This window comes from Streptomyces malaysiensis subsp. samsunensis (assembly GCF_024519315.1).
GTDB classification, from domain to species: domain Bacteria; phylum Actinomycetota; class Actinomycetes; order Streptomycetales; family Streptomycetaceae; genus Streptomyces; species Streptomyces malaysiensis.
The window spans coordinates 256,507-279,503 of the sequence record NZ_JANIIC010000004.1 but is presented as its reverse complement, the minus strand read 5'-3'; the positions used below and the strand labels follow the sequence as shown (position 1 = coordinate 279,503).

General features: G+C 71.2%; 22 protein-coding genes. 18 read left to right on the top strand and 4 right to left on the bottom strand.

The features are described from left to right. The first annotated feature begins 3 nt into the window (after positions 1 to 3). Genes NQU54_RS05630 through NQU54_RS05615 form a run of 4 tightly spaced genes read left to right on the top strand, consistent with a single transcriptional unit; the run spans position 4 to position 3,723 of the window. Positions 4 to 882, top strand: a complete 879-nt coding sequence (locus NQU54_RS05630; protein WP_257630048.1) for a sulfurtransferase — start codon at positions 4 to 6, stop codon at positions 880 to 882. Between the two features lie 3 nt (positions 883 to 885). After that, positions 886 to 1,869: an ABC transporter permease gene (locus NQU54_RS05625; RefSeq protein ID WP_257630047.1), complete on the top strand. Its 984-nt coding sequence runs from the start codon at positions 886 to 888 to the stop codon at positions 1,867 to 1,869. Positions 1,870 to 1,888: 19 nt separating this feature from the next. Next, a complete protein-coding gene (locus NQU54_RS05620) occupies positions 1,889 to 2,911 on the top strand; it encodes an ABC transporter substrate-binding protein (protein WP_257630046.1) in 1,023 nt (340 codons plus the stop codon). Continuing rightward, positions 2,908 to 3,723: an ABC transporter ATP-binding protein gene (locus NQU54_RS05615; RefSeq protein ID WP_257630045.1), complete on the top strand. Its 816-nt coding sequence runs from the start codon at positions 2,908 to 2,910 to the stop codon at positions 3,721 to 3,723. The genes NQU54_RS05620 and NQU54_RS05615 overlap by 4 nt, the downstream gene beginning before the upstream one ends. 236 nt (positions 3,724 to 3,959) lie before the next feature. On the opposite strand, the gene NQU54_RS05610 is transcribed toward NQU54_RS05615, so the two are convergent. The 3 genes from NQU54_RS05610 to NQU54_RS05600 form a co-directional block, all read right to left on the bottom strand. After that, positions 3,960 to 5,207, bottom strand: a complete 1,248-nt coding sequence (locus NQU54_RS05610; protein ID WP_257630044.1) for an Nramp family divalent metal transporter — start codon at positions 5,205 to 5,207, stop codon at positions 3,960 to 3,962. Positions 5,208 to 5,308: 101 nt separating this feature from the next. Continuing rightward, positions 5,309 to 6,631: an FAD-binding oxidoreductase gene (locus NQU54_RS05605; protein ID WP_257630043.1), complete on the bottom strand. Its 1,323-nt coding sequence runs from the start codon at positions 6,629 to 6,631 to the stop codon at positions 5,309 to 5,311. Beyond that, on the bottom strand, positions 6,628 to 7,440 hold the full coding sequence (locus NQU54_RS05600) for an SDR family NAD(P)-dependent oxidoreductase (protein WP_174883711.1): 813 nt from the start codon (positions 7,438 to 7,440) through the stop codon (positions 6,628 to 6,630). The genes NQU54_RS05605 and NQU54_RS05600 overlap by 4 nt, the downstream gene beginning before the upstream one ends. 255 nt (positions 7,441 to 7,695) lie before the next feature. Between NQU54_RS05600 and NQU54_RS05595 the strand changes: the two genes are divergently transcribed. Continuing rightward, positions 7,696 to 8,403 carry a TetR/AcrR family transcriptional regulator gene (locus tag NQU54_RS05595; protein WP_257630042.1) on the top strand — a complete coding sequence of 236 codons (708 nt, stop codon included), beginning with the start codon at positions 7,696 to 7,698 and terminating at the stop codon, positions 8,401 to 8,403. A 359-nt stretch (positions 8,404 to 8,762) separates the two neighbouring features. On the opposite strand, the gene NQU54_RS05590 is transcribed toward NQU54_RS05595, so the two are convergent. Beyond that, on the bottom strand, positions 8,763 to 10,400 hold the full coding sequence (locus NQU54_RS05590; RefSeq protein ID WP_257630041.1) for an FAD-dependent oxidoreductase: 1,638 nt from the start codon (positions 10,398 to 10,400) through the stop codon (positions 8,763 to 8,765). A gap of 89 nt (positions 10,401 to 10,489) precedes the next feature. On the opposite strand from NQU54_RS05590, the gene NQU54_RS05585 reads away from it, so the two are divergent. The 13 genes from NQU54_RS05585 to NQU54_RS05525 all read left to right on the top strand — a co-directional run bounded on the left by NQU54_RS05585 (position 10,490) and on the right by NQU54_RS05525 (position 22,980). Then, positions 10,490 to 11,263 carry an IclR family transcriptional regulator gene (locus tag NQU54_RS05585; protein ID WP_257630040.1) on the top strand — a complete coding sequence of 258 codons (774 nt, stop codon included), beginning with the start codon at positions 10,490 to 10,492 and terminating at the stop codon, positions 11,261 to 11,263. 159 nt (positions 11,264 to 11,422) lie between these two features. After that, the gene (locus NQU54_RS05580) at positions 11,423 to 12,853 is read left to right on the top strand and encodes an FAD-binding oxidoreductase (protein WP_257630039.1); all 1,431 of its coding nucleotides are present in this window, start codon (positions 11,423 to 11,425) and stop codon (positions 12,851 to 12,853) included. Next, positions 12,850 to 14,259, top strand: coding sequence for an amidohydrolase family protein (locus NQU54_RS05575; RefSeq protein WP_257630038.1), 1,410 nt, complete (start codon positions 12,850 to 12,852; stop codon positions 14,257 to 14,259). The genes NQU54_RS05580 and NQU54_RS05575 overlap by 4 nt, the downstream gene beginning before the upstream one ends. A gap of 16 nt (positions 14,260 to 14,275) precedes the next feature. Next, on the top strand, positions 14,276 to 15,187 hold the full coding sequence (locus tag NQU54_RS05570) for a VOC family protein (protein ID WP_257630037.1): 912 nt from the start codon (positions 14,276 to 14,278) through the stop codon (positions 15,185 to 15,187). Between the two features lie 12 nt (positions 15,188 to 15,199). Further along, positions 15,200 to 16,294: an alcohol dehydrogenase catalytic domain-containing protein gene (locus NQU54_RS05565; protein WP_257630036.1), complete on the top strand. Its 1,095-nt coding sequence runs from the start codon at positions 15,200 to 15,202 to the stop codon at positions 16,292 to 16,294. Then, the gene (locus tag NQU54_RS05560; protein ID WP_257630035.1) at positions 16,291 to 17,181 is read left to right on the top strand and encodes a fumarylacetoacetate hydrolase family protein; all 891 of its coding nucleotides are present in this window, start codon (positions 16,291 to 16,293) and stop codon (positions 17,179 to 17,181) included. Before NQU54_RS05565 ends, NQU54_RS05560 begins: the two co-directional genes overlap by 4 nt. Positions 17,182 to 17,236: 55 nt before the next feature. Continuing rightward, positions 17,237 to 18,097, top strand: a complete 861-nt coding sequence (locus NQU54_RS05555; protein WP_257630034.1) for a fumarylacetoacetate hydrolase family protein — start codon at positions 17,237 to 17,239, stop codon at positions 18,095 to 18,097. A 31-nt stretch (positions 18,098 to 18,128) separates the two neighbouring features. Continuing rightward, on the top strand, positions 18,129 to 19,049 hold the full coding sequence (locus NQU54_RS05550) for a VOC family protein (RefSeq protein ID WP_257630033.1): 921 nt from the start codon (positions 18,129 to 18,131) through the stop codon (positions 19,047 to 19,049). Positions 19,050 to 19,059: 10 nt separating this feature from the next. Then, on the top strand, positions 19,060 to 20,097 hold the full coding sequence (locus NQU54_RS05545; protein ID WP_257630032.1) for an amidohydrolase family protein: 1,038 nt from the start codon (positions 19,060 to 19,062) through the stop codon (positions 20,095 to 20,097). Positions 20,098 to 20,283: 186 nt separating this feature from the next. Continuing rightward, positions 20,284 to 21,285, top strand: coding sequence for a substrate-binding domain-containing protein (locus NQU54_RS05540; RefSeq protein ID WP_257630031.1), 1,002 nt, complete (start codon positions 20,284 to 20,286; stop codon positions 21,283 to 21,285). Further along, positions 21,282 to 21,941 carry a nuclear transport factor 2 family protein gene (locus NQU54_RS05535; RefSeq protein WP_257630030.1) on the top strand — a complete coding sequence of 220 codons (660 nt, stop codon included), beginning with the start codon at positions 21,282 to 21,284 and terminating at the stop codon, positions 21,939 to 21,941. Before NQU54_RS05540 ends, NQU54_RS05535 begins: the two co-directional genes overlap by 4 nt. Positions 21,942 to 22,074: 133 nt before the next feature. Next, the gene (locus NQU54_RS05530; RefSeq protein ID WP_257630029.1) at positions 22,075 to 22,437 is read left to right on the top strand and encodes a DUF488 domain-containing protein; all 363 of its coding nucleotides are present in this window, start codon (positions 22,075 to 22,077) and stop codon (positions 22,435 to 22,437) included. 12 nt (positions 22,438 to 22,449) lie between these two features. Beyond that, the gene (locus NQU54_RS05525; protein WP_257630028.1) at positions 22,450 to 22,980 is read left to right on the top strand and encodes a DUF488 domain-containing protein; all 531 of its coding nucleotides are present in this window, start codon (positions 22,450 to 22,452) and stop codon (positions 22,978 to 22,980) included. The last annotated feature ends 17 nt before the right edge of the window (positions 22,981 to 22,997 follow it).

Genomic DNA, 22,997 nt, shown 5'->3' with positions numbered 1-22,997 from the left:
GCGGTGCCGGAGACATCCCACATCACCATCGGCGTCGCGGAGTTGGCCGACCGGATAGCCGACGGCCGCCGCCCGGTGCTGCTGGATGTGCGCTACGACCCGCAGCGGGAGGGTTCGGGCCACGCGGCCTTCGCACAGGGGCACATCCCGGGCGCCGTCCATGTCGATCTGCCCGGCGAGCTGGCCCGCCCGGGACGTCCCGGGGAAGGCCGTCACCCGCTGCCCGAACCCGGCGATCTTCAGGCATCGGCACGCCGGTGGGGCATCAACGAGGACAGCGACATCGTCGTCTACGACACCCGGGCCGGGCTGAGCGCGGGACGTGCCTGGTGGCTGCTGCGCTGGGCGGGGCTGGAATCGGTGCGTATCCTCGACGGCGGCCTGGGAGCCTGGACCGCGGCAGGCCATCCCCTGAGCCTGGAGCCATCCGCTCCGCTCCCGGGCGACGTCGTCCTCACACCGGGCCGCCTGCCCGTCATCGACGCCGACCAGGCAGCGGAGTACGCCCGGCGAGGGCTGCTGTTCGACGCCCGCGGCAGCGACGCGTACGAACGAGGCCACATCCCCGGCGCGCTCAGCCTCCCCGCCGCGGCCAATCTCGGCGAGGCCGGGACCCTGCTCGACCGGGAGGCGCTGCGCGCACGGTACGCGGCGCTGCTTCCCGGCGGACAGCCACAGCGACCGCCCGGTCCCGCGCCGTTCGCCGTCTACTGCGGCAGTGGAGTGGCCGCCGCCTTCCAGGTCTCGGTTCTGGCCGCGCTGGACATCCCCGTCGCGCTCTACCCGGGGTCCTGGTCCGCCTGGAGCGCCGACCCGCGGCGGGAAGCCGCTCTCGGCCCTGGCCCCGGCCTCGATCCGGCGGACCTCGAGAGCGGGGGATGAGCCATGCCGTCCTTCACTCGCGCCGCGCGCGGTCTCTCCGGCCGCCGCGAGGCGACGAGCCGAGCGCCGTCGCCCGGGGCACCCGGACCCGACGCGGCCGGCCGGACGCCGTCCGCCACCGGCCCCACGGCCGCCGGGCACGGGCGGGACGACCGGGCCGGTGTATCGGCGGACCGTGCCGATACGTCGGCGGACCGCGCCGATCTCCCGTACGACGAGGCCGACCGGCGGGCGGACCGGCGCCACCGCGTCATCCTGTACGGCGGCCGGGTCCTGGTGGGCCTCCTCACGCTGGCCCTGTGGCAGCTCGCGTCCGGGCGCTGGGTCCGGGCCTTCTTCATCAGCTCGCCCACCGCTGTCGGCGGCAGGCTGGTCGATCTGGTCACCACTGGCGAGCTCTGGCCCCATCTCACGGTGACCATGGAGGAGTTCGCGGTCGGCATCGCCGCCGGTACGGCGCTCGGCGTCGCGCTGGGCCTGGCCATCGTCTACTCCGGAATCGTCGGCCAGTGGTTCCACCCCTACGTCATGGCCCTCTACAGCCTGCCCCGGGTGGCCCTCGCGCCGCTGTTCATCGTCTGGTTCGGCATCGGGCTCGCCTCGAAGATCACCATGATCATCACGATGGTCGTGTTCGTGGTCTTCTACAACGTCCACGAGGGCGTGCGGAGCATCGATCCGGACCTCCTGGACATGGCGCGCGGCCACCGGGCCACACGCCGCCAGACCTTGCGCTGGGTGGTCTTCCCCGCGCTCACACCGTGGCTGCTGACCGGCCTGCGCCTGGCGGTCGGGCTGGCGCTGATCGGAGCGGTGATCGCCGAGATCGTCGGCTCCAGCGCCGGACTCGGCTACTACATCAAGACGTCGTCCAACCTGCTGGACATCACCGGTGTCTTCGCCGGGCTCGCCGTCATCACCACCATCGCCATGATCTTCGATTTCCTCGTCGGCCGTCTCGAACGCCGTCTGCTGCGCTACCGCTGAACCCACGAATGAGGACTCCATGCTCCATCGCGCACCACGGGTGCCCCGCGCATCCGCCACCTCCTCCCCTCGCCCCGCACGCCGTCGTCCGCTCGTCCCGATCGCCCTCGCCACCACCCTGCTGACCCTCCTGACCGCGTGCTCCGCGGCCACCGGGTCGGGCGGCGACGCCACGACCGTCCGCGTCGGCAACGTCTGCGGCGGCATCAACCCCTCGACCATCGCCACCGACGCGAAGACCTTCCCCTCCGGGACCAAGGTCAAGAAGATCTGCTTCGACGGTGGCGCCGAGGCGCTCCAGGCGCTCATCGGCGGCAGCATCGACGTGTTCATCGGCTCGCCGGAGCACATCGTGTCGGCCCGCTCCAAGGACCTGCCGGTGCGCGGCTACGCGGCGCTGAGCCGGCGGGTGCCGTACTCCCTGGTCACCAAGGCCGATTCCGGCATCCGCGGCGTCAAGGACCTGCGTGACAAGACCGTCGCCGTCACCTCCGTGGGCAGCCTGTCGGACACCGAACTGCTCAAAGCCGCCGCCGACGCGGACATCCCGTACAAGGGCCTGAAGGTCATCAACGGCGGGGTCGGCGCGAGCATCGTCGCGGCCATCGACAAGGGCGCGGCGGCGGGCATGGTCAGCGATCCCCAGCTGACCCAGCTGGTCCACTCCGGCAAGTACCGCGTCGTATGGAAGCCGGACTTCGACTACGTGTCCCTGGTGGCGCTCGCCAACACCTCGTGGGTGGACAAACACCGCGCTCTGATGACCGACTACCTGCGCGGGCTCACCACGGCGGAGGACAAGTCGCGCGCCGACCGGTCCTTCGCGGTCAAGGCCCTCGCCAAGGAGAAGTTCGCGGTGAGCCCCGGTGTACTCGACGAAGCCACCGCCCAGGCCATCGCCAACACCCCCAAGGGGCTGAAGATCGACGGTGGCGTCTACCGGAAGACCATCGACGTGCTCGTCCAGACCGGCCGTATCCCGGCGGACCGCGTCCCGGACTTCGCGGACGCCTTCGACTTCTCCCTGCTGAAGAGCTCATGAGTACGGCGACGGGGACCACCGCTCCCCCGAAGCTCTCGGTGCGCGACCTGCGGCTGAGCTACCGCTCCGGCAGGCGGCGCAACCTCGCCCTGCGCGATGTGAACCTGGACGTCGCCGACGGTGAGTTCCTCGCCCTGGTCGGCCCGAGCGGATGCGGCAAGTCCACCCTGCTGAAGATCGTCTCGGGTCTGGTGGCGGCCACCGCCGGTACGGTCGCCATCGACGGACAGCCGACCCGGGGCACTCCTGAACGCGTCGGACTGCTCTTCCAGAACGACGCCCTGCTGCCGTGGCGCACCGTCGAGGACAACATCCGCTTCCCCCTGGCCATCGGCGGCACACCGCTGCCCGAGCAGCGCGAGCGGGTGAAGCGGCTGATCTCGGCGGTGGGGCTCGACGGTTTCGGCGCGTACTACCCCCGGCAGCTGTCCGGAGGCATGCGCAAACGGGTCGCGCTCGCCCGCATCCTGGCCGCGGACCCCGACGTCTTCCTGATGGACGAGCCGTTCGGACCGCTGGACGCCCAGACACGGGCCCGGATCAGCGCGGACTTCCTGGCCCTGTGGGAGCAGGTCGGCAAGACGGTCGTCTTCGTCACCCACGACGTGGACGAGGCGATCCTGCTCGCGGACCGGGTCGCGGTCATGACAGCGGGCCCCGGCCGCGTCAAGGAGGAGTTCCAGGTCGACATCCCACGCCCGCGGTCGATCGACGATGTGCGCTTCTCCGCCCCGTTCCGCGAACTGCGGCACCGCATCTCGCAATCCCTCCGGACCGAGTTCGAGCCGACGGATGCCGGAGACGGCCGGTGAAGCGGCGCGCCGAGGACGACGGTCCGGCCCGCGCCCGCTCGCGGGTGCCCGAGGCGCTCCTGGCGGCTTACGCCGCGGGGTCGCTGGAGGCGCCCGTTCCGGCCGGCTGCACGTTCGGCACGGTGGAGCGGGGATGCGCGCGTTCGACGCCGAGCGGACGGCCGCGGTGGAGGCCGCGCGCACCCAGGTGGACGCGGCTCCCATGCGCCGCTTCCCGCGGCGGTGGGCCCTCGCACTCAGGCGAAGATCACCTGGCCGATGAGATACAGGTTCAGGCCGATCACCAGGGCCGCGACGGCGGAGGCCGTGAGCGTGGTCACGGGCCGGTTGGCCAGCGGCCCCATCAGGTCTCGTCGGCGGGTGAGCAGGATCAACGGGACGAGAGCGAACGGAATTCCGAACGACAGGACGACCTGTGACCATACGAGGGCGTCCGTGGGGCTGACGCCCGCCCATAGGATGATCAAAGCCGGGGCGAGGGTGATGGCTCGTCGCAGGGTGAGCGGCAGGGATCTGCCGAGGAAGCCCGCCATGATCACCTGTCCGGCATAGGTGCCGACCGACGAGGAGGCGAAGCCCGAGGCGAGCAGCGCGAGCGCGAAGGCGAGCGCCGCGTGAGCGCCCAGTATCTCGCCCAGTCCGGTGTGGACCTCGTCGATCGATTCCGTGGACAGGTCCGAAGCGTGGAAGACCTTGGCGGCGACGATGAGCATCGCCGCGTTCACGAGCCCGGCCAGGCCCAGGCCGAACAGGACATCGCGGCGTACGGAGCGCAGCAGCGGCTTCCGTGAACCGGTGGAGCCGGCGGGGTCGAGGCCCCGGACGTGCGCACTGGTCAGGCTGGAGTGCAGGTAGATCACATGGGGCATGACGGTGGCACCGAGGATCCCGGTCGCGAGCAGCACGCTCCGCGCACCCGAGAAGTCGGGAACGACTCCACCGGCTATGCCGGGCATGTCGACGCCGGCGAACGCGACGTCGGCGAAGAAGCCCAGGACGATGACCAGGAGCAGGCCCGCCACCGCCAGTTCGAAGCGACGGTGGCCTCGTGTCTCCAGGCCCAGCAGGGCGAACGCGACGATGCCGGTGATCAGCCCTCCCCCGGGCAGGGGGATGCCGAAGAGCAGGTTGAGGGCGATGGCCCCGCCGATCACCTCTGCCAAGTCCGTGGCGACGGCGACCAGTTCGGCCTGGAGCCACAGTCCCCACACCACCGGGCGGGGAAACCGGCGGCGGCACAGCTGTGGAAGGTCGCAGCCGGTGGCCAGGCCGAGTTTGGCGGAGAGCAACTGCACCAGAACGGCCATGAGATTGGCCGAGATGATCACCCAGAGCAGGAGGTACCCGAACTGGGAACCGGCGGCGAAGTTGGTGGCGAAGTTCCCGGGGTCCACATAGGCGATGGCCGCCACGAACGCGGGGCCGTACATCGTCATATACCGCCCGGTCGGACTTCTCCCGGGTGCGCTGGTCGTCGCCGTCATGGGCTTGTCACCTTCATCAGCTCTTACTCGGGCCTCGGCTGTGTGCGGCCCGGCATCCGCACGCCGCTCGCGCCGTGCGGTGCCGCTGCCGGACCGGCCCGTCACAACCCCAGGTATCCGAAGAACCGGCCGTCGGGGTCGTACTGTTCGCGCAGTTCCTCAAGGCGTCGCTCGTTGTCCTCGGCGAGGTAGCGCCAGGGCCGGTTGACGAGGTTCTCGTCGCCGAGCTGGATGCCCTTGGAAAGGGGTTCGAGCCGCCGCATCTGGCCGGTCACCCAGCCGACGTACGCGTCGTCCTGTGCCGGGTCGTCCCAACCGGCGTACGCGGCGATGTAGGAGCGGCCCGTGTTGGAGAACGCGGCGTCGACCGGGTGGTCGCGCCACGGGTACCACAGGACGTGCGAGATGTCGTTCGGCACCGTGGTGAACAGCTCGCGCAGTTGCGGGACGAGCACATCGGCACCGGCATCGGTCCACATGTTGTCGGCCAGCCAGCGGTGCCCGGACGGCTCCAGCGCGTCGACGGCGGCGTACATCTGGTCCATGGTGGCCGGGAACGTCGTGCGGGTGACGGCGGTGTCGAACACCGGGTTGGTGTCGAGCGCCGACAGGATGTCCCGTGCCTCGGCCTCGGTGTCGGCCATGGCGCAGGCGATGATCTGAATGGCGGTCGGCCCGGGAGCGGCGCTGCCGTCCTCCAGCCGGGGGTTGGTCGCGACGAAGAGGATCTCCACTCGCGGATCGAGGTCGGGCCCCGTTTCGATCGCCCAGGTGAGCACTTCCTCGTACACCTCGAGCGGAAAGACCTGGACACTGGCCATGGTCACCGGCGGTCTGGGGTGGGTCCGCAGGTGGAAGCGCATGACGATGCCGAAGAAACCCGGCCCGGAGCCACGCGCGGCCCAGTACAGATCGCTGTTCTCGTGCTCGTCGGCGTGGATGATCTCGCCGTCCGCCGTCAGGACGTCGACCGCGAGGACGCTCGCGCACGCCGGGCCGAGCAGGCGCGACTGCCACCCCAGGCCGCCTTGCAGGAGGTACCCGCCGAGTCCGACGGTCGGGCAGTGCCCGCTCGGGAAGAAGCGGCCGTGCGGTTCGAGCGCCTTCAGCAGATCACCGCCGTAGGCACCGGGCTGGGCCGTCGCCGTGCGGCTCCGCGGATCGTAGGTGATCTCCCGCAGCCGGGACATGTCGATCAGCATCCCGCCGTCGCGTATCCCGGAGGCGGTCCAACTGTGGCCGCCCGAACGGACCTTGACCCGTAGCCCCCGCTCGCGGGCCGATACCACGGCGTCGACGACGTCCTGTTCGGTCTCCGCCACGACGATGACGTCCGGGAACCGGTCGGGCTTGCGGTCGTTCCACACGGCGCTTTGCCGCGCCGCCTCGTACCCGTCGTCACCGCGCCGGTACGTCTCGGTCATCGCCCGGCTCCGGCGGTCGCCGGCTCGAAGGACATCCCCATGCTCAGCGTCTGGCCGCCGTCGATCACGATGGTGGTACCCGTGATGTAGGAGGACTCGTCCGACGCGAGGAACAGCGCGAGGTTCGCGACGTCCTCCGGCGCCCCGACCCGTCCCAGCGGCGAGAGCCTGATCTGGTTGCGCACCAGCGGGTTGTCGGGATCGCTCAGCAGCCCCTCGGTCTGGCCGGTGCGGGTGATGCCGGGGCTGAGCGTATTGACGCGGATGCCGTACGGCCCGCCCTCGACGGCCAGGTGCGGGGTGAGCGCGGCCACCGCGCCCTTCGCCGCGCCGTGCGCGCTCATCGCCGCGGCCGTGGCCCGCGAGGCGATGATCGAGGCGGTGTTGATGATCACCCCGCCGCCGCCCTGGGCGCACATCGTGGGCCACACGGCGCGGGTCGTGAGGTACGTGGGGTCCAAGTCGTTCCGCATCGTCATGCGCCAGTCCTCTTCCGGCGCCGCGCCGAAGGGGCCCATCGCGTGACTGCCGGCGTTGTTGTAGAGCACGTCGACGCGGCCGAACCGCTGGACGACCTCGTCCACCCACGCCGTGACCGCGGCGGGCTCCCCCAGGTCAACGGGCGCGGCGCCGACGATGCTGCCACCGGCCTCGGTGACGAGCCGAACCGTCTCGTCCACGCCTTCGGGCCGCATGCCGCAGCCTGCGACCCGCGCCCCCTCGGCCGCGAAGAGCTGTGCCGCGGCCCTGCCGATGCCGGAGCCGATTCCGGTGATCAGGGCAACCTTGTCCGCCAATCGTCCGGCCATGGCTCAGTTCTCCCCTCGGCTCGCGACGGCGGCCGGGCATCCGGCGCCCCGGTGGCTCCTCCGACGGGGAAGTCCGGTCTTGGTGGTCATCGAGCCCTCCTGAGGCTTGTTAGCAGTGACGCTGTTCATTCGTTAGCGATGCATAGACACGTGTACGTCACCTGGCGGACGTTGTCAACATGACCGATGCGTGAACCGACAGACCCGCTCACCGCCGCGCTACAAGTGCTAACGGAGTCTGGTTAGCATTGCGGGGTGGCACCCAGGTCTCCCGCTCAAGCGGCGCAAACACGTCAGCGCATCATCGAGGCGACATCCGCCCTGCTCACCGAGGGTGGCCCGGAGGCGCTCTCCACGCGCGCGATCTGCGCGGCGGCAGGTGTGCAACCACCGACGATCTACCGCCTGTTCGGCGACAAGCAGGGCCTCATCGACGCGGTCGCCGCGCACGGCATGGAGGTCTACCTCGCGGGCAGGCCCGAACCGGACGCGGACGCCGACCCGATCGAAGCGCTCCGGCTCGGCTGGGACGAACACGTCGGCTTCGGTCTGGCCAACGCGGCGCTCTACGTGGTCGTCTTCGGCACGCCCCGCTCCCACCGCCCCTCCCCCACGGCCCGCGCCACCGTCGCGCCGCTCGCCGCACGGATCCACAACATCGCCCAGGCGGGCAAGCTCCGGGTCAGCGAACACCTCGCCGTGGAGATGGTGTTCGCCTCGGGCTGCGGGACCGTACTGACCCTGCTCGCGACCCCGGAGGACGAGCGCGACCTGACGCTCTCGGACGCCGCCCGGGAGGCGGTGCTCGCCGCGATCACCGTCGGCACACCGCGACCGATCCAGCCGGGCATCGCGAGCACCGCAATCGCGCTGCGCGCGATGCTCGACACAACAGACGCACTGACCAGCGAAGAGTCCGCGCTTATGCGCGCCTGGCTGACCCGGATCGCCCAGACCGGCTGAGCCGTCCCGCCGCGGGGCTCGTCACGCATGGCGGGAGCCCGCCCCGGCGGCCGCGCCCACCTGCCCCCCGCGAGGACTCACCGGCCCCACCCGCGATGGGGCCGCCGCCCCGAGACGCGGCACCCGGCTCCCGGCTCCCGGCTCCCGGCTCCCGGCTCCCGGCTCCCGGCTCCCGGCTCCCGGCTCCCGGCTCCCGGCACAGCCGACCATGCGCGCCTCGCGCGATCACCCGGAACCGGACCTCACCGGCGTCCCCGGTCACGCGAAGTCTTCAGCGGCGCGCCTATCGACGTCGGTGCTAACGTTAATATGTTAGCAATGTCGCCGAAACGAACGGGAGGTCTCACGTGCGCAGCCGCCTAGACCACTCCGCGGACATGGTCGAGCAGCGAGCCGGCATCCTCGGGCAGCTCATCGCCCCGCCAGGCGACCAGCTGATCCGGCCGGACCAGCACGTACCACGCGTCGAACAGGGCTACCGCGTCCGGGCGGTTGAGGGGCACCACGGTCAACGGCACGCCTCGCCGGCCCGCCTCGGCCCTCAGCCCGTCCGACGTGGCCGGGAGGCCGCACTCGATCAGGGTGAATCCCGGACCCAGGCGGTCGTAGAGCGACTCCCCCGGGCCGAGCCAGAGGTGCGGCAGCCGCATGCCGGGGCAGGCAGAGGGCTGGTACATGGAGCCGACCGAGAGCGGCGCGTGCCGGGTGTCCGGCAGGACGAGCGGCGAGTCGGGGCAGCCCGTGCCCAGCGTGAACCCCAGCGTGTACGTCTCGGCCGACTTGCTCCGGGCGATGGCCTCCGCGGCGTGCCTCCGGGCCTCCTCGCCCTTCTCCCCGCGGTCGGCGAGTTCCGGTGTGCTGAGTTCGGGGGTCAGCACGGCCATGTTGTGCGTGGCGGCGGCGATCGCGGACGTGGCGAACGGGCGCCGCTCGGTCTCGAACGAGGCCAGCAGCGCCTCACCGCCCCAGCCGTCCAGCGTCGCCGCGATCTTCCAGCCCAGGTCGACGGCGTCGCCGATGCCGGTGTTGGCGCCGAAGCCGCCCCACGGCGGGTTGAGGTGCGCGGCGTCGCCGAGGAGGAAGCAGCGCCCTCGGCGGTAGTGGTCCGCGACCAGCATGCGGGCCGTCCACGGCGCCTGCGTGACGATCTCCAGCGGCACATCCGCGCCGATCATCGTCTGCACCGCTTGCCGCGTCGACGCGTGGGACGACCAGCTCGGGGCGTCGATGACGATCGCCCACCACATCCCGGTGGTGTCGAGCTGCCCCATCAGCCCGCTGATCTCGTCGTTGAGGATCCAGTACTGGAGTGCCGGCCCGTGCCGGTGCCGGGCGGCGAGCTCCGGCGCGTCAAAGATGACCTGCAAGTTCTCCACGCCGTGGCTGCTGCCGCTCAGTTCGATGCCGAGTCGCTGCCTGGTGGTGCTGCGTCCGCCGTCCGCGGCGGCAAGGTAGCGGGCGCGCAGCCGGCGGATGCCGTCGCCACCGTCGCGCAGGGTGGCGGTCACCGAGTCGGCGTCCTGGTCGACGTCCACCAGGGTGTGGCCCCAGTGGGGTGTGACCGTGGGCCTGGTGGCGAGTTCGGCGCGCAGCGCGCGTTCGACGGAGAACTGGGCGGTCCACTGGGCCGGTTCGGGCAGCGTCGACCACGGGACGTCCGAGGTGGCGAAGACGCCGTCGAAGCGCTGGACGAGCGGGCCCATGAGGCTGGTGCAGAACACGGCGGAGTCGGACCAGCCGAAGGGCAGCAGCGAGGCGTCACGGATCGCGTCGGCCAGGCCGAGCCTGCGGAAGTGCTCCATCGAGCGCGGGTTGAGCTGCTTGCAGCGGGGCGAGGTCTCGTCCGGCCGGTCGTTGGGGTCGACGAGCGCGACGCGGATCCCGCGGCTGCCGAGTTCATGCGCCAGGGTCAGACCGACCGGTCCGGCGCCGACCACGAGGACGTCGGTGTCGAGTTCGGCATCGTCGTTCGCATACGTATGTGCGGGTACAGGCATGTCCCAAGCCTCGGTCGCGGGTCCTGGCGACACCAGGGGGATTTCATTCAGCGATCCGGGCGGCTCCGGTGCGCGAACGGGAGCATCGCATGACCGATGTCGCGCCGAGTCCGGCTCGGGGACAGAAGCCGGCCCAGGGCGAGCCCGTCATCGACCGCGGGCTGCGGCTGCTGGCCGCGTTCGGCCCGGGGCACGAGGCGCTGACGCTCGAGCAGTTGAGCGCGCGGGCGGATCTGCCGAAGGCGACGGCCTTGCGCCTGGCGCGCAGGCTCATCGACTGGGGTGCGCTGGAACGCCACGAGGACGGCCGGTTCGTGATCGGTCTGCGCCTGCTCGAAGTGGCCACGCTGTCACCGCGCGGGCACGGCATCCGCTCCGCGGCGCTCCCGGCCATGGGGGAACTCCACCGGTTGACGGGCCAGCACGTCCTGCTCGCGGTGCCCGACGGCAACGAGGCCGTCCTGGTGGAGCGGCTCTCCTCGCCGCGGGCGGGCAAGGTCCTGTTCCGTGTCGGTGGACGGCTTCCGCTGCACGCCACCAGTGTCGGGCTGGTGCTGCTGGCGCACGCGCCGCACGACGTACGGCAGTCGGTGCTGGCCGGCGATCACCGACGCCCGGACGGCGGCCGTCCCCTCTCCGAGGCCGAACTGCGCGGGCGCCTGGCCAATGTCTACCGCGAGGGCGTCGCCATCGCCTCGCTCGACCGGCCCGAGCCGATGTCCTCGGTGGCCGTTCCCATCACCGGACGACAGCGCTCCGTCGTGGCCGCGCTGGCCGTGGTGGTGCCCACCGGCGCCATTTCCATGGCGGCGCTCAAGCAGCCCGTCATCGCCGCGGGCCGTGCCGTGTCCCGTGCGCTCTGACGCGTTTCAACCATTGAAATCGCGGCTCCGGCCGCTTCGCATCACGTCAAGACTGAGCATCACCGCGCACGGCCGATCGAGAACACGCCGCGCGGACCCCCCTTTGTTCATCATGCCCACGATGCGCACCGATTCGTCATCGGTGGAACAGGAGCAACAGTGCCTGACACGGTCACGGATCCTCGCTTCGCCGACTTCCCCGCCGCGTTCAAAGGCCGGGTGCTGCGTGCGGGCGAGTCCGATTTCGCCTCCGCACGGCTGATCTGGAACATGCTGCGCCGCGATGAGAACCCCGCGGTCATCGCCCAGGCGGCCGACCGCGAGGACGTCGCCATCGCCGTGGCGTACGCGAACGAGACGGGCGTGCCGCTCGCGATCCACTCCGGCGGCCATGGCATCGACGGCATGGCCATGCCCGGCGCCGCGCTCGTGCTCGACCTGTCGAAGCTCAAGAACATCGAGGTCGACCCCGAACGCCGGCTGGTCACCATCGAGCCGGGTGTCCTGCTCGGTGAGCTGGACGCGGCCGGTCAGGAACACGGCCTCGTCGTGCCCGCCGGAGTGGTCAGCGACACCGGCGCCACCGGGCTCGCGCTCGGCGGCGGGATCGGCCATCTGACCCGGCGGTTCGGCGCGACCGTGGACAACATCGTCTCCATCGAGGGCATCACCGCGGACGGCGCGACGGTCACCGCCTCGGCCGAGTCCCATCCCGACTTGTTCTGGGGCCTGTGCGGCGCCGGCCACAACCTGGCGGTCGTCACGTCGATCACCTTCAGGGCGCACCCGGTGGGCCCGAGGGTGATGAGCGGGATGATGTTCTACTCGGCGGACGACGCCCCGAAGCTCTTCGGAAACCTGGACGCGGTCATGGCCGAGGCCCCGCGCGAGCTGTCCATCGCGTTGATCCTGCTGAACGCGCCGCCGCTGCCGGGCCTTGCCGACTCCGTCGTGGGCACGCCCGTCATCGCCGTGCTCGTCATCTACACCGGCGACCTCGCGCGGTACGAGGAGGCGACCGCGGGGCTGCGGTCGCTGGCCCGCCCGCTGGTCGACGACGTCACCGAGACGACGTGGGCGCAGGCCAACAGCATCGCCGACCCCTTCGAACCCCCGGGCCGCGCCCAATATCTGCGCGGCGGGTACATGTCCGGCATCGACGCCGACCTGGCGGCCGTCGCGCTCCACCAGGTGGCGTCCTGCCCGCGCACCGAACCGCCCTCCCCGAACTGTCTCGTCACCCTGCCGATCCTCGGCGGCGCGATCTTCGACCGCCCGGAGGACGCCACCGCGTTCTCCCGCACCGGCGCGGAGTGGCTGTACGAGGTGTCGGCCCACTGGGACGACCCGGCCGACGACAGCGCCCATCTGGACTGGGTCCACGAGACCGACGCGCTGCTGCGCCGCTGGGCGACACCGAACGCCTACGTCAACCTCACCACGCACCGAGGGGCGGAGTGGCTGCGCCAGGCGTACGGCACCGATGAGAAGTGGCGCCGGCTCGTCGAGCTCAAGAAGGCATGGGACCCGGACAACCGCCTCGCCTACAACAAGAACATCCGCACGGCCGCGGAGGAACTCGGCGCATGACCACCCTGATCAGCGGCGGCCACGTCCTGTCGATGGACCCGGCCATCGGCGACCTGCCCCGCGGAGACGTCCTCGTGGAGGACGGGACCATCACCGCGGTCGCCGGGCACGGCACCGTCGACGCTCCCGGCGCGGAGGTCATCGACGCCTCGGGCACGATCGTCGTCCCCGGTTTCGTCGACGGCCACCGGCACGTGTGGCAGAGCCTGCTGCGAGGCGTCGCGGCGGACTGGTCCCTGTCGGACTACATGCTCCAGGCCCGCGCGCTGTACGCCGGCTGCTACGACGAGGACAGCGCCTACCTCGGCAACCTGCTGGGCGGGCTGGAATCGCTCTCGGCGGGCATCACGACCGTCGTGGACCACTGCCACCTGCAAAGCGGTCCGCGCATCAGCGACGCGCTCGCCCGCGGCCTCCTGGACAGCGGTGTCGGCGGCGTCTTCTGCTACGCGCTACAGAACGTCCCCGTGTACGACGGCGACGTCGACCCCGGTGAGATCAAGGACGTGCTCACCCGGATGCCGGACGCGTGGCACGACACCAACGCGGCGCGGATCAGGGACACCTACTTCGCCGACGACCGGGCGCGGCTCCGGTTCGGTGTGGCGCTGCCGGAGGCCACGCCGTATCTGCCGGGAAGCCTGGTACGCCAACTGCTGGCGCGCGCGGACGCCTTGTCGCCGTTCCTCGTGACGGGCCACTGGGTGGACTCCGGTCCGCACGGCGTCCTCGCCGAGCTGTGCGCGGAGGGCGCCTGGCCGGACCGCACATGTCTGTCGCACGGGAACCACATCGAGGCCGATGACCTCGCGCGGCTGGCCGAGGCGGGGGTCTCCCTGTGCACGACGCCGGACATCGAGTGCGGGATGGGCATCGGCCCGCTCGCGGCCCGGCGCTTCCGCGCGGCCGGCGGCGCCGCCGCGATCGGCACCGACCTGTCGAACTATGCCCGCGCCGACGTGCTACAGCAGGCCCGGCTCCTGCTCCAGGTCGAGCGGTTCACCCTCGCCCAGGGATCCCCGCAGCCACCCCGTTCGGTCGGGTACGGCGTGCGGGACGCGCTCGCCCTCGCCACGCTGGACGGCGCCGAGGCGCTCGGGCTCGCCGGCACGATCGGCAGTCTGAGCGTCGGCAAACGTGCCGACGTCGTCCTCGTCAGGCCGGACCCGCTCGGCGCGCAGCCCTACACCGACCCCGCCGCGGCTGTCCTGTTCACCACCTCACCGGCGGAGATCGACACCGTGCTCGTGGCGGGTGAGGTCGTCAAGCGGGACGGGGTCGTGTGCCGCGGCGACCTCGGCGCACTCCAGCAGCGGATCGCGGCCGCGGCCGCGGGCGTGCGCGCCCGCCACCACCAGTTGCCCAGGCCCCGGATCGAACAGGTCTGGGCCGGGCTCTTCTCCTGACCTCGTGGAGGTACTCATGACACATCCCACCCACTCTGCGGTCAACGTATCGAAGGTCGGGTACGTCGGGTTCGAGACACCGGATCTCGACCGGCTGGTCGACTACTACACCAACGTGCTCGACTTCGTGCTCGTCGACAGGTCTCCCGACCAGGCGTACCTGACCACGACGTTCGACCACCACTCGGTCGTGCTCGAGCGGGCGGAGACCAAGCGCGCGCGCAGCTTCGTCGGCTACCAGATCGAGGAGGACCTGGACTCGGCCGAGCGCAGGCTCAGGGACAGCGGCTACGAGGTGCGGCGCCGCTCCGACATCGCGCCGTCGACACCGGACGTCCTGATCGTGGCGGAGCCGATGAGCGGCACCCCCCTGCACCTGTACGACGCCCAGTCGGGCACCGGCGCCACCGGGTACACCCCGCTGCGGCCGACGAAGCTGGGGCACGTCGCGGCCTTCACCCCGGACCTCAGGCGCCAGCAGAGCTTCTACCAGGACCTGCTGGGCTTCAAGTGGTCCGACACCGTCGCCGACTTCTTCGTCTTCCTGCGCTGCAACACCGATCACCACGCGGCGAACTTCATGGCGTCCACGAAGTACAGCGGCATGCACCACGTCGCCTACGAGACCCGCGACCTCGACCACCTCCAGAGCCTGCTCGACCATCTCGCCTCGCGCGACACCCGGCTCGAATGGGGGCCGGGCCGGCACGGCCCCGGCCACAACGTCTTCACCTACCACCGGGACCCGGACGGCAACAACATCGAACTGTTCACGCAGCTCGACCAGATGGCCGACGAGGCCCTCGGCTACTTCGAGCCGCGCCCGTGGCACCAGGACTTCCCCCAGCGCCCGAAGACCTGGGAGGCGGACATCGCGGCCATCAACAGCTGGGGCGGCCCCATCGTCCCGCAGCAGCTGGACCACTGAAGGGGGATCACCGTGCCACGCCCGGAAACCGTGCCCCGCTCGATGCGGGCCGTCGTCCTCGACGAGTTCGGCGCACCGGAGATGCTCCGCCTCCGTGACGTCCCCACGCCCGTGCCCGCGCCCGGCGAGGTCGTGGTCCGCGTGGCGGCGGTCGAGGTGTCCCGCACCCGCGACCTCGGCACCCGTAGCGGGAAACACCCCTTCTCCCAGGCCGTCCGGCTGCCGCATGTGCTGGGCGGACACTGCTCGGGAACCGTGGTCGGGGCCGGGGACGGCGTGCCCCGGGACCTCGTCGGGCGGCGGGTCGCCGTCATGGGGCACCACACCTGCGGACACTGCGCCTCCTGCCGGTCGGGCGCCGACGAGGCGTGCGGAGGACTGCGGCTGCTGGGCATCCACCGCTGGGGCTCGTACGCGCAGTACACGTCGATGCCCCAGGAATGCGTCCACCCGGTGCCCGACGACCTGGACCTGTACGACGCCGCGGCGATGGCCGCGACCGGCCCGGTGGGCCTGACCCAGCTGCGCCGGGCCCGGCTCCAGGCCGGGGACTCGATCGTGCTGCCGGGCGCGACCGGCGCGCTCGCGCGGACGATCATCGCGCTCACCCGGAAGCTGGACGTGCGCGTCATCGGCCTGAGCCGGAGCGTGACCGGCCGCGCGGAGAACCTCGTCGTGCTCGACGCCGGACGCGAGGACCTGGCCGACGCGGTCCTCGCCGCCGCGGGCGGCCCGCCGGCCGCGGCCATCGACAACGTCTGCGCGCCGGACACGTTCGAACGCTACTTCCCCGTCCTGGCGGGCGGCGCGCGGATCGTGGTCTCCGGCGCGATCGGATACCCGGCCCTGCCGGTGCTGAACGTGCCGGCTCGCGAGCTGTACAGCCGCAATCTGTCACTGCTCGGCGTGCGCAGCCACTCGGCCGCCGTGGCCACCGAGTTCTGGCAGCTCGTGCGCGACGGGTTCCGGCTCGACGTGGAAACGGTGCGCGCGCATCCGCTGTCCGACGCGGCCACCGTCCACACCAAGATCGCCGACGGCGTCCTGACCGGACACAACGTCCTCGTCCCGCCGACCGCCGCAGACCGACAAGAGGTGCCCGAGTGAACGGCTACCGCCTGCTGACCATGGACGTGAACGGCGTCCCCACACCGGGGGTACTCACGGGCGGCCGTGTGCACGCCGTCGAGGACCTGTTGCCCGACCGCCGCGGGACGGTCGTCGAGCTGCTCCAGGACTGGGACCGCACGCACGAGGCGATCCGGTCCGTACTGCCGGTGTCCACGGGCGGCGTACCGCTCGCGGAGGTCAGGCTGCTCGCCCCGATCCTCCACCCCGGGGCCATCTTCTGCGCGGGCGCGAACTACTGGGACCACGTCGAGGAGATGGAGGGCTCGGCCGACCGCGCCCGGCGACCGCGCGATCCGTGGTTCTTCGTGAAGACGTCGGCCCACTCGGTCGTCGAGGACCAGGCGACCGTCCACCGCCCCCGCGGCAGTGAAGCCCTGGACTACGAGGCCGAACTCGCGGTGGTGATCGGCCGCTCGGCGCGGGATGTCCCGGCGCGGGAGGCGCTCGGCGTCATCGCCGGCTACACGATCGTCAACGACCTGTCCGCACGCGACCTGATGAAGCGGCCGGACCGTCCGCCCGCGATGGCCTACGACTGGGTCGGGCAGAAGTGCTTCGACGGCGCCGCCCCGCTCGGTCCCTGGATCACCCCGGCCGCGTATGTGCCCGACTGCCATGACCTCGCGATCCGTCTGTCGGTGAACGGCACGGTCAAGCAGAACTCGACCACCGCGAACCTCATCCACGATGTGTACGAGCAGATCGCCTGGCTCAGCCACCAGCTCACCCTGCGCCCCGGCGACGTCATCGCGACCGGCACGCCCGCGGGCGTCGGCTTGCCCAGGCAGGACTACCTCCGAAGCGGCGACGTCGTGCGCGCGGAGATCTCCGGGCTCGGCTCGCTCACCACGCACATCGCCTGAGTCGCACCCCTCCCCGTCACCCGACCGCCCGTCACCACCGTCCAGGGACACACTCATGCGCATCGCAAGCATTCAGGGGCGCGCCGCCCTCGTGAGCGGCACACCGCACCGGGCCATCGACGTCGAGCACGCCAGCGACGGTTCGTTCGGCCCGGACCCCCAGGCGCTGTACGACCGCTGGGACGACTTCGTCGCGTGGGCGAGGACGGTGTCCCCGCGGAACGGTCTGCCCTTCGACGTCCGGGACCTGCGGGCGCCGGTCCCCGCGCCCCGCCAGGTGTTCGCGATCGGCCTCAACTACCGCGACCACGCGTCCGAGTCCGGCTTCTCGGTGCCAAAGACGCCGACGACGCTGTTCACCAAGTGGCCCAGCTGTCTGACCGGGCCGGTCACCGAGGTCGTCCTGCCCGCGGACGGCCACACCGACTGGGAGGTCGAACTGGTCGCGGTGATCGGCCGGACGGCGCGGAACATCACCGCGCCGGAGGCGTGGGACCACATCGCCGGCGTCACCGTGGGCCAGGACCTGTCCGAGCGGAAGCTGCAACGGTCCGGCCCGGCACCGCAGTTCGGCCTGGGGAAGTCCCTTCCCGGCTTCGGGCCGACCGGCCCGTGGGTCGTCACCCCCGACGAACTGCCCGACCGCGATGACGTGCGTCTTCAGTGCGTCCTCAACGGCGAGACGATGCAGGACGGCCGGACCCGGGACCTGGTGTTCCCGGTGGCGCGCCTGGTCGCCTCCCTGTCCGCCCTCCTCCCGCTGCTGCCGGGCGACCTCGTGTTCACCGGCACCCCCGCCGGGGTCGGGCTCGGCCGGACACCCGAGAGGTGGCTGCGGCCCGGCGACGAGCTGGTGAGCCGGATCGAAGGCATCGGCGAACTCCGGCAGACGTTCGTGCCGGCCCCGCACCCCTGACCCACCACCGCGCGAGCGAGAGGAGACCGGCATGGCCCTGCACTCCCTGACATCCGTCACGATCGGCGTGCCCAACGTCGACGAGACGGCCGCGTACTACGCGGACTTCGGCCTCGACCCACTGCCGGACGGCTGGTTCGCCACTCGCGACGGCGGAGCACAACTGCGGATCGTCCCGGCGCCGGCCCGCCGTCTGCTGGACCTCTGCGTCGGCGCCGACGACATCGACGACCTCCGACGGATCGAAGCCGCCCTGCGCCGGATGGACATCGCGTCCGCGTGGGTCAACGGCGGGCTGACCGCCGTCGAACCGGCCACGGGCGTCCGCGTCACGGTGCGGACGGCCCCCCGGCTGTCCCAGGCGCCGGTCGCGCCCGTCGCCGCGAACGGGCCGGGCCGTTACGACCGCGTCGGCGCCCGCGCGCCCGGTGTCCTCCGCACGACCCCGGTGCGGCCGCGCAAACTCGGCCACGCCGTCCTCGGCACGACCGATTTCGCGGCCACGACGTCCTTCTTCACCGACGGGCTGGGTTTCCTCCCGAGCGACTACATCCGTGACGAAGGCGCCTTCCTGCGCTGCTCGACCGACCACCACAACGTGCTGGTCCTGCGGGCGCCGGTCGCCTTCCTCCACCACACCTCGTGGCAGGTGGACGACATCGACGAGGTGGGCCGCGGGGCGAGCGCGATGCTCGAAGCCGATCCGGACCGGCACGTATGGGGCCTGGGACGGCATCACGCCGGCTCGAACTTCTTCTGGTACCTCAAGGACCCGGCCGGGAACTTCAGCGAGTACTACGCCGACATGGACTGCGTCGTCGAGGACCAGCTATGGACACCGGAGACCTTCCAGGGCGCGCAGGGGCTGTTCAACTGGGGGCCGCCGCCACCCGCGTCCTTCCTGCGCCCGGAGGACCTCGCCGCCCTCATGACCGGTTCCCACTCGAGCTGAGACGGACTCCGTGACACATCTCAACGAAACCGCCCAGGACACCGGCGGCGACACCGGCCTCCGTATCGTCGGCCTCGAAGAACACATCATGTTCCCCGAGGTCGTCGACGCCTGGCGCCGAGCGGGCACCGCGGAGGACGACCTGGCGTTCATGGCCTCGACCACCGGCGAGACCGGGCGGCGCCTCGCCGAGGTCGGCGACGAACGCCGGGCGTCGATGCGGTCGACGGGGCTGGACACCCAGGTCCTCTCCCTGAGCACCCCCGGCCTCCAGAACCTCGGCGCCGCCGACGCGGCCGCGCTGCAGAGCGACTGCAACGACCGGATCGCCGCCCTGGCCGCCGACGCGACCCGCCAGGTCCAGGGGCTGGCGACCCTGGCGCTGCAACGGCCCGCACGGGCCGCCGCCGAGTTGGGCCGCTCGATCGGCGACCTGGGGCTCGACGGCGCGATGATCTTCAGCCGGGTCGGCGGCCGCCACCTCGACGACCACGCCTTCTGGCCGGTCTTCGAGGCGGCGGAGGCACTGGCCGTCCCGCTTCATCTGCACCCCATGACGCCACCGGCGGCCGTGCGACACGCCTACTACGACGGGTTCGCACCCGAGGTGAGCGCGGCACTGGCATCCCACCGCCTCGGCTGGCACTACGACACCGGCGTGGCGTATCTGCGCCTGATCCTCGCCGGGGTGTTCGACCGCTTCCCCGGCCTGCGGCTCGTCCTCGGGCACTGGGGCGAGCTGGTCCTGTTCTACCTCGACCGCCTGGAACCGCTGGCCCGGATCGCCGGGCTGCCCCGCACGATCGGCGAATACGTACGGGACCACCTCTATGTGACCCCGAGCGGCATGCTCAGCCACGCCTACCTTCAGGAGGCGGTCCGGATCGTGGGCGCCGAGCATGTGCTGTTCGCGACCGACTATCCCTTCGAGCCCGCGGCGCACGCGGGCGCCCGGACGTTCCTCGAGCACGCTCGGCTCGCGGACGACGAGCGCCGCCTCATCGCCTCGGGCAACTGGGAGCGGCTGCGCGGCGACATCAAGCGCTGAGCAGGCGCGCCGCTGTACACGCGGCCCGACGGTTCATTCAGTGAAACCGACGGCCCGCGGCCCACCGGTCGCGTAGATCATGGACCTTTGTCCGCACTCACCACACCCCTGTGACACCCCCGCGGAGAGGAACGCCGGCACCGGCCCCTCCTCATGGAAACAACATCTCCCAACGGAAGGCGAGCGATGGGCGACAACGAACTTCGACTCGGAATCAACCGCTACGACCATGTGCAGCCGCTGCTGGACGGGCGCGTCGGCGTCAAGGGCTACACGATCCGGCACGAGGACGCGCCCATCGTGTCCGAGATCTTCGCCCGGACCTTCGCCGGTGACCGGTACGACGTCTCGGAACTGGGGCTGACCTTCTTCCTGCGCGCCCTCGACCGCGGCGACGACCGCTTCGTCGGGATCCCGGTCTTCCCCAACCGCCACTTCCGGCACTCCTCGATCTGGGTCAACGTCGACAGCGGCATCAAAGGCCCCGCCGACCTCGTCGGTAAGACCATCGGCGAACTGGCCGTCTACGGCCACGACGCCGGGATCTGGCCGAAGGGGATCCTCAGCGACGAACACGGGTTCCGGCCCGAGACGAACAGGTGGCTCATCGGCGGCCCGGACTGGCCGATGCACATGGAGTCCTGGGCGCCGCTCAAGACCCCGGAAAACGTCGACGCGCGCTACGCGCCCGAAGGCAAGTTCCTCGGCCCCATGCTCGAGTCCGGTGAGATCGACGCGCTCTTCTCCGCGGTCGTCCCGCGCTGCGCACTGGACAAGTCCCCGCGCGTCACCACCCTGTTCGCCGACCCCCAGGCGGCCGAGCGGGACTACTACCGGCGCACCGGGATCTTCCCGATCATGCACATGGTGGTGATCCGCCGGGAATTCCTGCGGCGGCACCCGGATGCCGCCCGAGCGGTGTTCAACGCGTTCGCCGAGTCCGTCGACACCACGCTCGCCGGCTACGAGAACGGCCGCACCGATCACCACATGGACGTCATGGTGCCGTGGGTGAGTCCGCTGTACGAGGCCAATCGCGAGCTCCTCCAGGCCGGTCACTGGAAGCACGGCATGAAGGCGAACCGGCAGACCATCGACACCTTCCTGCGCTACGCGTTCGAACAGGGCATCACCGACCGCAGGTACGCGTGCGAGGACCTGTTCCTCGACGAGCTCCTCGACACATGAGCACCCCGGAAACACCGATACCGCACGCTCGGGCCGCGGCGATCGAGATCCGCGCGATCGCCGAAGCCTGGGCCGTCTTCCGCGACAGCGGGGCCTGGGACGAGTTCGGCGCGCTGTGGCACGAGGGCGCCTGGATCACCACCACATGGTTCCAGGGCTCGCACCTGGACTTCATCGAGGCCGGCCGGCGGGCGTGGGCGGACGGCGCCCGGGTCAACCACTTCCTGGGAGGCCACACCAGCGCCGTCAACGGCGCCCGTGCCGTCGCACAGACCAAGATGAGGATCGAGCAGCGGATCCGGGCGCACGCTGTGGAGGTCGACGTCGTGTGCACCGGGCGGTTCTACGACTTCCTGGAGCGGCGTGACGGGCGATGGGGAATCGTCCGGCGCCAGCCGATCTACGAAAAGGACCGACTCGACGTCGTCGATCCATCGGCGTCGATCACGCTCGACGAGCGGCTGCTCGGCAGCCTGCCCATGGGCTACCGGCATCTCGGCTACGTGCAGACGCTGGCCGGCCTGCGAGTCCTCGACGGACTTCCGGGCCTCCGGGGTGCAGCGGTGGACCACCTGTACACCAGCGGACGCCGGTGGCTGGCGGGCACGGAGGTCGCCGTACCGCGCCCCCTGTTCCGACCGCTCGGTCCGGAGTGAGCGGCTCTCGACCGGCTCCCACCCGTCATCGCCGATAGAATGTCGGAGTCGGACATGCCCACCGGGTGTCGTTGCGGTGAGCCGTCCACCGGCTTCGGGTCGGGGCGGCCGATCCGGTCTGGAGGTGCCGTCAATGGCCAAGCAGATCACCTACCGGCGGGTCTACGAAGAGACCTCTCCCCAGGACGGCAAACGGGTGCTCGTCGACCGTGTCTGGCCGCGTGGCATGCGCAAGGCGGACGCGCACCTGGACGAGTGGCTGCGCGATGTGGCTCCCTCCAGCGAACTGCGGAAGTGGTACGGCCACGAACCCGCCCGCTTCACCGAGTTCCGCCGCCGCTACCGCGCCGAACTGCGTGATGCCGGACACCAGCAGGCCGCGGAGCGCCTGAGGGACCTGGCCTCCCATGACAGGCTCACGCTGCTGACCGCCACCCAGGACGTGGACCACAGCCAGGCCGCCGTCCTCGCCGAGTGGCTGTCCGCGAAGCGGTGACCGGCGCCAGGGATGACCTCGGTGACGCTGCTGACGTTCGGGCACGGCACCGCGGGACACCAGCGGCTGGCCGCGCTGCTGCACGGCGCCGACGTCCTGGCCGTCGTCGACATACGGACCGCACCCGGCAGTCGGCACAACGCCGACGTGGGCCGGGAAGCGCTCCGGCGGTGGCTGCCGGAGGAGGGGATCGACTACCGGTGGGAGCAGCGGCTGGGAGGCTTTCGCAAGGCGTCCCCGGACTCCCCCGACGTCTTCTGGGAGAACGCCTCCTTCCGGGGATACGCCGGCTACACCCGCCACCCGGACTTCCTGGCGGCCATGGACGAATTGCTCCGGCAGGCGGCCGACCTCCGTACCGCCGTGATGTGCGGTGAGTCCGTGTGGTGGCGTTGCCACCGGCGGATCATCGCCGATTTCGCCGTTCTCGCCCGCCACGCGCAGGTGTTGCACCTGGCCCACGACGGGCGGCTCACCGAGCACCGTCCGACGGCGGGGGCCCGGCTGCGCGGTGACGGGCTGCTCGTCTACGACCGCGTGTGACCGCCGCCTGTCTCGGA